The 12,903-nt window shown below is 73.6% G+C and carries 12 protein-coding genes and 1 pseudogene; 9 read left to right on the forward strand and 4 right to left on the reverse strand.

Annotated elements, in window-relative coordinates; translation table 11 throughout:
* The first annotated feature begins 6 nt into the window (after positions 1–6).
* The 3 genes from ACH495_RS00315 (at position 7) to ACH495_RS00325 (ending at position 4,223) form a co-directional block, all read left to right on the forward strand.
* A complete protein-coding gene (locus tag ACH495_RS00315; RefSeq protein ID WP_396855619.1) occupies positions 7–1,230 on the forward strand; it encodes a sensor histidine kinase in 1,224 nt (407 codons plus the stop codon).
* Positions 1,227–1,994: a LytR/AlgR family response regulator transcription factor gene (locus ACH495_RS00320; protein WP_396855620.1), complete on the forward strand. Its 768-nt coding sequence runs from the start codon at positions 1,227–1,229 to the stop codon at positions 1,992–1,994. The genes ACH495_RS00315 and ACH495_RS00320 overlap by 4 nt, the downstream gene beginning before the upstream one ends.
* Positions 1,995–2,141: 147 nt before the next feature.
* Entirely contained in the window at positions 2,142–4,223 is a 2,082-nt protein-coding gene (locus tag ACH495_RS00325; RefSeq protein WP_396855621.1) for a carboxypeptidase regulatory-like domain-containing protein, read from the forward strand.
* A gap of 83 nt (positions 4,224–4,306) precedes the next feature.
* On the opposite strand, the gene ACH495_RS00330 is transcribed toward ACH495_RS00325, so the two are convergent.
* Positions 4,307–4,858 carry a Uma2 family endonuclease gene (locus tag ACH495_RS00330; RefSeq protein WP_396855622.1) on the reverse strand — a complete coding sequence of 184 codons (552 nt, stop codon included), beginning with the start codon at positions 4,856–4,858 and terminating at the stop codon, positions 4,307–4,309.
* Between the two features lie 170 nt (positions 4,859–5,028).
* Between ACH495_RS00330 and ACH495_RS00335 the strand changes: the two genes are divergently transcribed.
* The 5 genes from ACH495_RS00335 to ACH495_RS00355 are packed head-to-tail and all read left to right on the forward strand — an operon-like array spanning position 5,029 to position 10,066.
* Positions 5,029–5,463 (forward strand): hypothetical protein, encoded by a 435-nt coding sequence (locus ACH495_RS00335; protein ID WP_396855623.1) that lies wholly within the window; start codon positions 5,029–5,031, stop codon positions 5,461–5,463.
* Positions 5,463–7,103: a cation acetate symporter gene (locus tag ACH495_RS00340; protein ID WP_396855624.1), complete on the forward strand. Its 1,641-nt coding sequence runs from the start codon at positions 5,463–5,465 to the stop codon at positions 7,101–7,103. The genes ACH495_RS00335 and ACH495_RS00340 overlap by 1 nt, the downstream gene beginning before the upstream one ends.
* 31 nt (positions 7,104–7,134) lie before the next feature.
* Positions 7,135–7,899, forward strand: coding sequence for an ABC transporter ATP-binding protein (locus ACH495_RS00345; protein ID WP_396855625.1), 765 nt, complete (start codon positions 7,135–7,137; stop codon positions 7,897–7,899).
* The gene (locus tag ACH495_RS00350) at positions 7,884–9,578 is read left to right on the forward strand and encodes an ABC transporter permease (RefSeq protein ID WP_396855626.1); all 1,695 of its coding nucleotides are present in this window, start codon (positions 7,884–7,886) and stop codon (positions 9,576–9,578) included. Before ACH495_RS00345 ends, ACH495_RS00350 begins: the two co-directional genes overlap by 16 nt.
* The gene (locus ACH495_RS00355) at positions 9,578–10,066 is read left to right on the forward strand and encodes an SRPBCC family protein (RefSeq protein WP_396855627.1); all 489 of its coding nucleotides are present in this window, start codon (positions 9,578–9,580) and stop codon (positions 10,064–10,066) included. The genes ACH495_RS00350 and ACH495_RS00355 overlap by 1 nt, the downstream gene beginning before the upstream one ends.
* A gap of 171 nt (positions 10,067–10,237) precedes the next feature.
* Here ACH495_RS00355 and ACH495_RS00360 read toward each other — a convergent pair whose 3' ends face one another.
* Together ACH495_RS00360 and ACH495_RS00365 are read right to left on the reverse strand one after the other, a co-directional pair.
* A complete protein-coding gene (locus ACH495_RS00360; RefSeq protein WP_396855628.1) occupies positions 10,238–10,495 on the reverse strand; it encodes a hypothetical protein in 258 nt (85 codons plus the stop codon).
* Positions 10,496–10,569: 74 nt separating this feature from the next.
* Positions 10,570–10,822, reverse strand: a pseudogene (locus tag ACH495_RS00365) (helix-turn-helix transcriptional regulator); the annotation flags it as partial.
* 117 nt (positions 10,823–10,939) lie between these two features.
* Between ACH495_RS00365 and ACH495_RS00370 the strand changes: the two are divergent.
* Positions 10,940–11,683 (forward strand): flavin reductase family protein, encoded by a 744-nt coding sequence (locus ACH495_RS00370; protein WP_396855629.1) that lies wholly within the window; start codon positions 10,940–10,942, stop codon positions 11,681–11,683.
* 44 nt (positions 11,684–11,727) lie between these two features.
* Here the strand turns inward: ACH495_RS00370 and ACH495_RS00375 are convergent, their stop codons facing one another.
* Complete coding sequence (locus ACH495_RS00375) at positions 11,728–12,708, reverse strand: hypothetical protein (RefSeq protein ID WP_396855630.1); 981 nt, start codon at positions 12,706–12,708, stop codon at positions 11,728–11,730.
* Positions 12,709–12,903: the final 195 nt, after the last annotated feature.

Here is a 12,903-nt window from a genome sequence, read left to right on the forward strand (position 1 = left end):
CCCGGGGTGGGTGGCAACCTCTCGTCCGTCTTCGCCGTCGTCTCGCTGGTCACCGCGTTGGCCGGGGCACTCTGGGCGGTGCTGCGGCTACGGGCCCGCCGGGGCATCGCCACCGCGACCCAGCGGGCCACGTACGAGGTGCTGCACACCGCCGGCCTGGCCGCCGAGCCGCTGCGCGCCGGCCTGAGCGCGGCGGGCGCGGCGAAGGCCGTACGCCATCTGCGGGCCCTGGTGGGCGCCGCCGGCCTGGCGCTGACCGACCGGGACGCGTTGCTGGCCATCGACGGGCGCGGCGCGCACCACGGCGACCAACTGGCCGCGGCGGCCCGGCGGGTGATCGGCAGCGGGCGCTCCACCGTGCTGCGCGAGTCGGAGCTGCACTGCGACCTGGTCGACTGCCCGGTGCGCGGCGCGGTGGTGGCGCCGTTGAGCGCGGACGGCCGGCTGGTCGGGGCGCTGGTGGCGGTGGCCGACGAGCGGCCGGCGCCGGGCCTGGTGCAGGCCACGCTGGAGACCGCGCACTGGGCCGGCGACCAGCTCGCCCTGGCCGAGCTGGACTCGTCGCGGGAACGGCTGGCGCGGGCCGAGGTGCGCGCCCTGCGCGCGCAGATCAGCCCGCACTTCATCTACAACGCGCTCACCGCGATCGGCTCGTTCGTCCGGACCGACCCGGACCGGGCCCGGGAGCTGATCCTCGAGTTCGCCGAGTTCACCCGCTACTCGTTCCGTTCGCACGGCGAGTTCACCACGCTGGCCGAGGAGCTGCGCTCGATCGACCGCTACCTGACCATCGAGCGGGCCCGCTTCGGCGAACGCCTCCAGGTGCGCCTCCAGATCGCCCCGGAGGTGCTGCCGGTGACGCTGCCGTTCCTCTGCCTCCAACCGCTGGTCGAGAACGCGGTCCGCCACGGGTTGTCCCGCAAGCCGGGCACCGGCATGGTGAGCATCGAGGCCCGGGACGCGGGCGCCGAGTGTCACATCACGGTGGAGGACGACGGAGTGGGGATGGATCCGACCACGCTGACGGCGGGCATCGCCGAGGTGTCCGGCGTCGGTAGCGACCCGGCCGACGACCCGGGGCAGCACGTCGGCCTCTCCAACGTCGACGAGCGGCTGCGGTCGGCCTTCGGGGACCGCTTCGGCCTGGTCGTCGAGACCGGCCTGGGTTCGGGTACGAAGGTCAGCATGCGGGTGCCGAAGTTCCACCCCGGCGTCCGGGTCTCCTCGTGACCGCGACCGGCACCGGGTTCCTCCGCGTGCTGGCCGTGGACGACGAGCCGCCGGCCCTCGACGAGCTGGCCTACCACCTGCGCACCGATCCCCGGGTGGCCCGGCTGCACACCGCCGGCGACGCGACCGAGGCGCTGCGGGTGCTCCGCGACGACGACGTGGACGTGGTCTTCCTCGACATCCGGATGCCCGGGCTGGACGGCATGGAGCTGGCCCGGGTGCTGCGCCGGTTCGCCCGGCCACCGGCGATCGTCTTCGTCACCGCGTACGACGACGGCGCGGTGGACGCGTTCGACCTGGGCGCCACCGACTACGTGCGGAAGCCGGTCCGCGCCGAGCGGCTGGCCGAGTCGCTGCGCCGGGTGATCGGCGCGCGGGTGGTGCCGTCGCACCCGGCGGCGCTGGCCCGGGCCGAGGAGGACCCGACGATCCCGATCGAGCTGGCCGGCACCACCCGGATGCTGCCCCGCTCGGCGGTGCGCTGGGTGGAGGCGCAGGGCGACTACGCCCGGCTGCACACCGCAGAGGGATCGCACCTGGTGCGGGTGTCGCTGGCCACGCTGGCGGAGCGCTGGGCCGACGCGGGGTTCGTCCGGGTCCACCGCTCCTACCTGGTGCAGTTGCGGCTCATCGCCGAGCTGCGGCTGGTCAACTCCGGCTACGTGGTGGTGATCGACGGGGCCGAGCTGCCGGTGAGCCGCCGGCACACCCGGGAACTGAAGGACAAGCTGGTCCGGGCCGCCAAGCAGGACTGGAGCCGCTGACTCCACAGTCGATTCCGCCGTTACGGCTGATCGACGGGTGTCGCACCGCGTACCTATCCTGGCCGGGCCGATCCCGGACGGGGCGCGGGGGGCGGTGTGGGCGCAGCCTGCGCGGGGTCGCCCCACCATCCTCACGTTGGGACGCAGATGCGTTTTTCCTTCGCACGTCGCGCCGCCACCGCGGCCGTCGTCGCCGGTTTCCTCGTCCTGCCCGGGTCAGCCCCGGCGCAGGCCGCGGAGACCAGCACGGTCAGCGGACGGCTGACCACCAGCGCCGGTGCCGGCGCGGCCGACGCCCAGGTCGAGGTGTTCGACGCCGACACCTACGCCACCGCCGGCTGGACCACCACCGACAGCGACGGCCGGTGGTCGGTCGGCGGGCTGGACGCCGGGCGCTACCTCGTCGGCTTCCAACCGGTCGACCAGCCGGCGCAGTACTACCGGCAGCAGGCCATGATCTGGGACGCGGACCCGGTGACGGTCGGCAACGGCGAGACCGCCACCGCCGACGACCAACTCCGGGCCACCGGCGTGCTCACCGGGCGGATCACCGACGCCGGTGGCGCGCCCGTCGCCTGGCTCAGCATCTACGCCGACCGGCCCGACAACTCCGGGAACGCCTACGGGTCGACCGACGAGGACGGACGCTTCCGGATCGCGGCGACGCCCGGCGACTACACCCTCTCCTTCCGGCCGATCGAGGGCTCCTACCAGACGCAGTACGTTCCCGGGAAGCTCGACGAGGTCGACGCCGGCCGCTACCGGGTGACCGCCGACCAGGAGACCGTGGTCGACGAGACGGTGCTGCCCACCGGCAGCCTCACCGGCACGTTCACCACCGCGACCGGCGCGCCGCTCGTCTCCGCCCAGGTCGCGGTCAACACCGCCAACATGTACGGCGGGGTCGACGCCGAGACCGGACCCGACGGCACCTTCACCGTCCCGGCGCTGCTGGCCGGCTCCTACAAGGTGCGTTTCGAGACCGGCCAGCGGACGCAGTACTACCGCGGCAAGCTCGACTACACCGACGCGAACCTCGTGGTGGTGCGCGGCGGGCAGCGGACCCGGATCGCCGACGCGCTGCTCGGCACCGGCTCCGTGCGGGTCCGCGCCGTCGACTCGGTCACCGGCGCCCCGGTGGCCGACTTCTGCGTCGAGTCGGCGGAGACGTGCAGCCGGGGCACCGGGTCCGTCACCCTCACCGGCCTGCCGCAGGGCCGGCACGAGATCTACGTCTACACGGCGGACCGCCTGCACTTCGACCGCCGCCTCACGGTGCGGGTGGTGGCCGGCCAGACCACCGAGGTCGCCCCGAAGCTGCGCCCGGGCGCGCTCATCACCAGCACCATCGTCGACCGGGCCACCGGACGGCCGGTGGCCGACGTCTGCCTCGACGCGTTCCTGCCCAAGCAGGCCACGCTGGTGGACGGGCACGGCAACTGCAGCGACGGGGCCGGACGGATCCGGGTGGGCCCGTTGACCGCCGGCACCTACCGGCTCTTCGCCGACCCGGGCGACGCCCCCTACGGCCGGCAGTGGGTCGGTGCCGACGGCGGCACCGGTGACGAGCGGCAGGCCGCCACCGTCACCGCGACGGTCGGCACGGTGACCGCCGGGCCGCAGGTCCGGCTCGACCCGGCCGGCCGGATCACCGGCACGGTCACCGACGCGGCCACCGGCAAGCCGGCGAACTCGGTCGACGTCTCGGTGCTGACCGGGCACCCCGGCGTCGGCGTCAACGACGCCAGCACCGACGAGCAGGGCCGTTACACGCTCGACCGGCTCGGCCCGTACGACTGGCCGGTGGTGTTCAGCGGCCACCCGTACGCCGTCCACTGGTCCGGTGACGCGGTCAGCCGCTACACCGCCACGCCGGTGACGGTGACCGCCGGGGGCACCGCGACGCTCGACACCGCCATGCGGGCGGGCAGCACGGTGACCGGCACGTTCACCAACCAGGACGGCGCGTCGTTCACCAACGGTTACGTGATCGCGCGCAGCGCCGACACGGGTGACGTCGCCGGCTCCGGCTGGATGTCGGACGGCCGCTACACGCTCCAGGTCACCGGCCGGCAGCGCGTCTACGTCACCTACGACGTGTCGTACGCCGGCCAGGACTACTCCGGCCGCTACCTGGTGACCGGCCCGGACGGCACCCGGAAGCTCGGGTTGTTCGTCGTGCCGGCCACCGGCTCGCTCGCCGTGGACCTGGTGGTCCCGACCACCTGATCCGGAACACCCTGAGGGGCCGGTCCCGTCGGGACCGGCCCCTCACGTCGTGCCCGCGGGGGCGGGGAAGTCTCTGATTCCGCTCAGAAGAGTTCGGCGACCGGCAGGACGAGTGGGAACGGATGGTCGGCGCGGTAGACGTCGGGGGCGGCGAGGACGGTCGACTCGCGATAGCCGTGGCCGACATGCTCCAGCACGGTCACGGTCTGCTTCCGCGGCTCCACCAGCCAGTAGCGCGGGATGCCGGCCAAGCCGTATTCATGGCGCTTGAGCACCAGGTCGCGCCCGGCGTTGCCAGGGGAGACGACCTCGACCACGAGCAGCACGTCGGCCGGGGCGAGCGCGGGGCCGCCCCGTTCCAGGGCCTCCTCGTGGGCGACGAACACGTCGGGCACGAAGTAGGAGGAACGTTTGGCGCTGACCCCGACGTCCTGCCCGACGAGCAGGCCGGCCGGCGCCTGCCGGTCGAGAAGCCGGCGGAGGCGGTTGGCGATCGCCCCGTGGCGGACGTCCGCGTGTGGGGACACGAGCAGGCTCCCGTCGAAGAGCTCGTAGTCCTGGCCGTCCTCGGGAAGGTCCTGGAGGTCGTCCACCGTCCAGGCGTCGCCGCTGCCGGGTCGTGCCGGGCTGGTCACTGTCACACCTCCTCTCCATCGGCCCACCCTGACATCCGGTCCGGTCGTCCACAACGACTCCACGCTCATCCACCGAGTTGTCCACAGGCTCGACCGTTTATCCACAAGTTGTGCACAGGGTCGCAGCCGGTGCGCTTGACATTCGCACCGAGCAGGCGAGACTGCCGGGGATGACCGCAGCCGAGGAACAGCAGCCGGCTCCGCTCCCCGGCCCGCGCGCGCCACAGCCGGCCCGCCCGCCGCAGCGGACCCGGATCGTGCTGGCCGAGGTCTCCCGTACCGGCAACCGGGCCGACCGCACCCGGTCCGAGCTGGCCCAGCAGACCCGGGTCGGCGAGACGCTGGTGCAGGGCCTGATGCGCGCCCAGCTCTCGCTGGCGCTGCGGCTCAGCCTGCTGGTGCTGATCGGGCTGGGCGGCCTGCCGTGGCTGTTCGCCATCGCGCCGTCGGTCGGTCGGGTCACCGTGCTCGGGGTCAACCTGCCGTGGGTGCTGCTCGGGGTGGCCGCCTTCCCGTTCCTGATCGCGGTCGGCTGGGCGTACGTGCGGCTGGCGGAACGCCACGAGCAGGACTTCGTCGACCTGGTCCAGCGGCCGGAGCGCTGATGGCCAACGGGTACGTGGTCCCCGCGATCGTGGCGGTCACCCTGGTCACCGTCGGCATCGGCTTCTACGGGCTGCGGCTGGCCCGCACCACGTCCGACTTCCTGGTCGCGTCCCGGGCGGTCAGCCCGACCTGGAACGCGGCCGCCATCGGCGGGGAATACCTCTCGGCGGCCAGCTTCCTGGGCGTGGCCGGGCTGATCCTCAAGTACGGCGTGGACGTGCTCTGGTACCCGGTCGGCTTCGCCGCCGGCTACCTGGCGCTGCTGCTGTTCGTGGCCGCCCCGCTGCGCCGCTCCGGCGCCTTCACGCTGCCGGACTTCTGCGAGGTGCGACTCGGCTCGCGCCGGCTCCGCACGATCGCCACCGTCTTCGTGATCTTCATCGGGTGGCTCTACCTGGTGCCGCAGTTGCAGGGCGCCGGGCTGACGCTGGCCACGCTGACCGGCTCGCCGTACCCGCTCGGGGCGCTGCTGGTGGCCGTGGTGGTGACCGCGAACGTGGCGTTGGGCGGCATGCGGGCGATCACGTTCGTGCAGGCGTTCCAATACTGGTTGAAGCTGACCGCGCTCGCCGTACCGGCGATCTTCCTGGCGTTGCAGTGGCAGGCCGACGCCCGCCCGGCGGTGACGCCGCCGGACGGGCCGGCGTTCCGGACCGCGACCACCGTGGTGGTCGAGCACCGCGCGACGCTCACCCTGCCCGACGGCGACGTGCGGGAGGTACGCCCCGGCGACCGCCTCGACTTCGCCGCGGGCGACCCGGTGCCCGAGGTGTCCGGCGCCGCGATCGCCGCCACCGACTGGCTGCTGCCGGACACCGCCGGCGACGACGACCGCAGCCTGTTCGCGACGTACTCGCTGATCCTGGCCACGTTCCTGGGCACCATGGGGTTGCCGCACGTGCTGGTGCGCTTCTACACCAACCCGGACGGCGCCGCCGCCCGGCGCACCACACTCGTGGTGCTGGCCCTGGTCGGCGTCTTCTACCTGCTGCCCACGATCTACGGCGTGCTGGGCCGCATCTACACGCCGCAACTGCTGGTCAGCGGCCAGACCGACGCGGTGGTGGTGCTGCTGCCGGGCGCGGCGCTGGGCGACGGCGTCACCGGCCGGCTGCTCGCCGCGCTGGTCGCCGCCGGCGCGTTCGCGGCGTTCCTCTCCACCTCGTCCGGGCTGCTCACCAGCGTCGCCGGGGTGATCTCCACGGACGTGCTGGGCCGTGGCTCGGTGCGCGGGTTCCGGATCGCCACGGTGATCGCCGGCGCGGTGCCGGCGGTGCTCGCGTTGAACGTCTCCGGGCTGGACGTCTCGCAGGTCGTGGGGTTGGCGTTCGCGGTCGCCGCGTCGAGCTTCTGCCCGCTGCTGGTGCTCGGCATCTGGTGGCGCGGCCTGACCGACCTGGGCGCCGCCGCCGGGGTGCTGGTCGGTGGCGGCGCGGCGATCGGCGCGGTGCTGCTCACCGTGCTCGGGCCGCCGCTGACCGGCTGGCCGGCGACGCTCACCACCCAGCCGGCGGCGTGGACGGTGCCGCTGGCGTTCACGGTGATGGTGGTGGTCTCCATGGCGAGCCGGCGGCGCCTGCCGCGCGATGTGGGCACCACCATGCTCCGCCTGCACACCCCGGAGTCGCTGCGCCTGTGAGGAGCTGGCCGGGGCGGGCTACCGTCGGTGCATGACCGATCAGCACCCGGCCCTGCACCTCCGTGGCCTGGCCAAGCGCTTCGACACGAAGATCGCGGTGGCCGGCGTCGACCTGGCCGTGCCGACCGGCTCGTTCTACGGCCTGCTCGGCCCGAACGGGGCCGGCAAGACCACCACCCTCTCCATGGCCGTCGGCCTGCTGCGGCCCGACGCCGGCGAGGCCCGGGTGCTCGGGTACGACGTCTGGGCCGATCCGGTGCGCGCGAAGAGCCTGCTCGGCGTGATGCCGGACGGCGTACGCCTCTTCGACCGGCTGAGCGGGGCGGAGCTGCTGGCGTACCACGGCCTGTTGCGCGGCATGGACCCGGCGGTGGTCGACCAGCGGGCGGCGGAGCTGCTCGACGTGCTGGCGCTCGGCGACGCCGGCCGCACGCTGGTGGTCGACTACTCGGCCGGCATGAAGAAGAAGATCGGCCTGGCCTGCGCGCTGCTGCACGGCCCGCGCCTGCTGGTGCTCGACGAGCCGTTCGAGGCGGTCGACCCGGTCTCGGCGGCGCTGATCCGGGACATCCTGCACCGCTACGTGACCGGCGGCGGCACGGTGGTCTTCTCCAGCCACGTGATGGAGGTGGTCGAGCGGCTCTGCTCGCACGTGGCGATCCTGGCCGACGGCCGGATCAAGCGGGTCGGCACGCTGACCGAGGTGCGCGGCGACCGGTCGCTGGAGGACGTCTTCGTCGAGGTGGTCGGCGGCCGGACCGCTACCGGCGAGGAGCTGTCGTGGCTGTCCCGGTGACCGCCGTCGAGCCGCCGACCCGGGCGGTCTCGCCTCGGCACTTCGTCCGGCTGAAGCTGCGGGTGCTCGGCAACAACTTCCGCGGCCAGGCGTGGCGGATCGTGCTGTTCGTGCTGGGTGTGCTGTTCGCGCTCTGGTTCGCCGCGACCGGGTTCTTCCTGCTGGCCGCGCCCGGCCTGGCCGACGAGTCGCGGTACGCGCTGATGGCCGCCGCGTTCGGCGGCGGCGTGCTGACGCTCGGCTGGCTGCTGCTGCCGCTGGTCTTCTTCGGCGTGGACGAGACGCTCGACCCGGCCCGGTTCGCGCTGCTGCCGCTCTCCCGCCGGACCCTGGTCACCGGCCTGCTCGCCGCCGCCCTGGTCAGCGTGCCGGCGCTGGCCACCCTGGTCACGGCGGCCGGGCTGGTGGTCACCGCCGGCGCGCTGGGCGGCTGGCCGGCCGCGCTGGTGGGGGCCGTCGGCGTGGTCGCCGGGCTGCTGGTCTGCGTGGCCGGGGCCCGCGCGCTGACCAGCGCGTTCGCCACCATGCTCCGGTCCCGCCGGGTCCGCGACCTGGCCGCCGTGCTGCTCGCGGTGCTGGCCGCGCTGCTCGGGCCGTTGCAGCTGCTGGTGCTGGCCGCGGTGCGGAACGCCGACTGGGACCGGCTGACCGGGGTGGCCCGGGTGGTCGGCTGGACGCCGTTCGGCGCGCCCTGGACGGCCGGCGTCGACGTCGCCGAGGGCCGGGCCGGCGCGGCCGTGGTGAAGCTGCTGATCACGGCCGCGACGATCGGCGTACTCCTGCTCTGGTGGTCACGCTCGCTGGAGTCGGCGATGGTCGGCGCGGCGAGCACCGGGCCGGCGCGGGCCCCGCGCGGAGTGGTCGGCGGCGCGGTCGCGCAGCTCTTCCCGCGCGCGGTCGGCTGGGCCCGGCGGGACCGGTTCGGCGCGCTCGTCGCGCGGGAGTGCCGCTACTGGTGGCGGGACGCCCGACGGCGGGCCAACCTGATCACGGTCGCCGTGGTGGGCGTGTTCGTGCCGGTGATGGTCAACCTGGGCGGCGCGTCGCTCGCGGTGGAGGGCGGGGCCGCGTTCGGCGAGGCCAGCGCCAACTCGTCGCCGGTGCTGGTCAGCATCTCCATGGTCCTCGTCGGGGTGCTCGCCTCGTTGACGCTGGCCAACCAGTTCGGTTTCGACGGCAGCGCGTACGCGGCGAACGTGGTGGCCGGTGTGCCGGGGCGGGTGGAGCTGCGCGCCCGGATGGTGGCGTTCTCGCTCTACGTGGTGCCGATCCTGGTCGTGGTCGCGGTGGTGCTGGCCGTCGTGCTCGGGCGGCCCGAGTGGCTCGGGGTGATGGCCGGCGGGCTGTTCGCCGCGTACGGCTGCGGGCTGGCGATCAACGGGTTCATCTCGGTGCTCGGTGCCTACTCGCTGCCGGAGACGAGCAACCCGTTCGCCATGAACACCGGCGCGGGCATCGCGAAGAGCATGCTGACACTGCTGTCCATGGTGTCCTCGGCGGTGGCGGCGATCCCGTTCGTGGTGGCCGCGGCGCTGCTCGGCGACGTCTGGCTCTGGCTGGCGCTGCCGGCCGGCCTGGCATACGGCGTGGGTGCGGCGCTGCTCGGGGCGTACCTGGCCGGGGACGCGCTGGACCGCCGGCAGCCGGAGCTGCTGGCCACCGTGACGCCGAGGCGCTGATGCCGGTCGTCGAGGCGGTCGTCACCGTGCCGGTCCCGCCGGAGCTGGCGTTCGCCGTCTCCCAGACCGTCGCCCCGGTGCGCTACCGGTGGGACCCGTTCGTCCGCGAGCAGCACTTCGTCGACGGCGCGACCCGGCCCGGCCGGGGCGTGCGCACGTTCACCCGCTCGCGGCACGGGCTGGTGATGGTCAGCGAGTACGTCTCCTGGGCGCCGCCGACCAACGTCGGCATGAAGATGGTCCGTGGCCCGTGGTTCTTCGAGCGCTTCGGCGGCGGCTGGCGCTTCGCGCCCGGCCCGGCGCCGGGCACCACGGTCGCCACCTGGCGGTACAACTTCCGGTGCCGGCCGGCGTTCCTGCGCCCGGTGGCGGAGCGGATCGGTGGTTGGCTGCTCAACCGGGACATCCGCCGCCGGATCGCCGGGTACGCGGCCGGCTGCGCCGACCCCGAGGTGCTGGCCGCCGCCCGCCGCGCGCTGCCGTCCTAGCTCGGCGCTCGGCGCTCGGCGCTCGGCGCTCGGCGCTCGGCGCTCGGCGCTCGGCGCTCGGCGGGAATCTACTTTTTCGCGCTATGACGGTGAGTCATAATTATGACCCGGCGTCATAACGCTGAAAAGCATGCATTCTTCTGGTCGTGGAACCATCGGCGGAGGTAGGTGCTACGGGATGCGGCGCATCGCGGCGTAGACGTGGTGACCGTCGCCGACGCTGAGCACGTTGACCAGCTCCCAGCCGTAGTTCGACAGGTGCTCGACCGCCTCCATCAGCGGCGGGAAGCCGCTGCTGCCCCACTTGTGCCGGGCGATGACCATCAGGTGCCGGTGCGGGTAGGCGCGCAGGTCGACCTGACCGCCGAGGATGGCCTCGGCGGTGATGACGCGGTCCTGGGCGAGCTTCTGCGGGGGTACGAGAGCCATGCCCGGAGGGTAGGCGGATCAGTCGAGCGGCGCCCGGTGGAGATGGGCGAGCAGGGACCGCCAGGCGTCCGGGGTGCACGCAGTCTGACCGCCTGCTGCTCGTACCCTCGCCAGGGCACGAACCACGACGGACCGCGCCCCTGGTCGGCGGTCGTGAGCAGGCTTGCCAGGAGGCCGCCGGTGCCGAGGGCCTGGTCGGCGGCGGCCGGTCTCGATGGCGGCGACCGTCGACGGGCTCCACCGGATGGTGGCCGCCAGCGCTTCCTGCGAGACGTCCGCCCCGGCGCGGGCGGCCTTCAACGCCCGGATCCACACCTCGATGTCCATCCTCACCTCTTCGGTAAGTACGCGACTGCGCGGCGACATCATGGAGATCTTGGAAGGAAAGGGCCCTCGGAGGGGCCCGGAGCCTCCAAGATCTGGACGGGACGGGCGCACCTTCCTATGCGGCCGGCGTGGCGGCGCCGGGCGTGCGGGGCGCCTTGGCCGTGCCAGCCGGCCCGGCTCGGGCTGCTGCGCGAGTTCCGGGGTGACCGGACGGCGCTGTTGTTCCAGCTCGGCGGGCTGCTCGTCGAGGCGAACACGCAGCTCGGTGACGCCACTGACCGGCACCGGCGCTTCCTCGGCTGGGCGCGGGCCCGGGGCGGCACAATGTTTCACGTGAATCATGAGCAGCCGGGTGCCGAGATCCACCACACCGACCCGTTCGCGGTGCCGGCCGGCCAGCGTTCGCCGGTGCGCCGGCTGCGCGGCCGGCTGGCCGCTCCGGTGACGCTCTGGACCGCGCCCGGTCCGGCCGGCCTCACCGTCTCCTCCACGCTGGTCGCCGAGGGGGAACCGGACCGGCTGCTCGGCCTCGTCGACCCGGAGTCGGAGCTGTGGGCGGCGGTCGAGGAGGCCGGCCGGTTCACGGTCACCCCGCTCGGGCCGCCCCACCGGCAACTCGCCGACCGCTTCGCCGGCCTCTTCCCGTCGCCGGGCGGGCTGTTCGCGCTGGACGCCTGGACCGAGACGCCGTACGGGCCGGTGCCGACGGATGCGGGTGGGTGGGCCGGCTGCCGGCTCGACGCCGCCCGGGAGTACGGCTGGGGCCTGCTGGTCGAGGCCACCATCGAGGCGGTCGACCTCCCCGGCGAGACCACCCCCCTGCTGCACTACCGCGGCCGCTACCGGGAGTTGACCGACTAGGCCGGGGACCGCCGGCACGAGCGGGCCGGAGGTCCCCGGCCGGGTTACTTGGTCAGCCCGCCGTTGCGCTGCTGACCCTGGGACGGGCCGGAAGCGCCGCTCGGCGGACGGATGCTCGGGTTGCCGCCCTGGCCCGCGTCGGGGGTGGAGGTCATCCGGGCGATCGCGGCCGTACCCCCGTTCTGGACCTGCGCGATCCGATCCGTCGGGCTCTCGCTGCCCCGCAGGTAGGCGCGTTGGACGTCCTGGTTCGTGTAGCCGCCGTCGCGAACCGCGTCGCGGACGGTCCGGGTCTCCTCCCGATAGGTGAAGCCGCGCTCCCCCGGCGGGCCCGCCGTCCGGAAGTCCAGCCCGGTCGCGGACTGCGTCATGTATTCCGTCATCCCCTCCACCGTGGAGTCGGTGAGACGGCTGCCGGACGCCTGGAGACTGGGGTGCTCGATGCGGTGGAAGTTCTCGTGGGCCTGCGCGAACACGGTGTGGTTGTTCGGGTTGAGGTAGGTGTCGCGTTCCCCGACCGGCCCCCGGGTGGTGATGCCCTCGACGTGCGCGGCCCGCCCGAACGCCTGCCCGGGCGCGCCGGCGTCGTTGGCGGCCACCTGTGACACGAACTCGCTGTAGCCGGGACGGTGCATCCGGCTGTCGTCCGCCAGCACCGACCGGTGCTGGTCGGTGTACATGTCGCTGCCGGTCAGGTAGTTGCCGACGATGTTCCGGGCGCGGTCGTTGTTCTGTTCCGGGGTGGGGCGTACCACCTGGTCCGGCTCCGGGGAGGGGGTCGACGCGGTCGGTTGCCGGCCGACGTACCTGATCTCGCCGGTCGCCGCGTTGCTGATCTGGATGTCCGTCCGCCGGGGGTCTTTCGCCCGGACCGCCGCCTCGATCCGCGCGCGCCAGGTGTCGTCCACCGCGAACGGCACCAGTACGGTCGTCCGGCTGGCGTTCTGGCCACTGTGCACGTAGTCGACCTGGATGCTGCTGTTGTTGTCGTAGGGCAGGTAGAGGTGCCCTCTCTTCGCGGGCATGGCACTCCTTCCGAAGGTGCCCGCTACGACGGATCGGGTTCCGTCCGGGTTCACGGCCGACCCGGATCCGACCGGTTAACGGAGTGACGTGGGTCACTGGGCGCAGCCGGAGTGCCGTTGGGCGCACCCGCCGACCGGCGCCCGGCCGAGCCTTTCGTGGCGGGCAGCGCGCTCTCTACCGTGCGCGGAAATCCC

The organism is Micromonospora sp. NPDC018662 (genome assembly GCF_044391475.1).
Lineage (GTDB): Bacteria > Actinomycetota > Actinomycetes > Mycobacteriales > Micromonosporaceae > Micromonospora.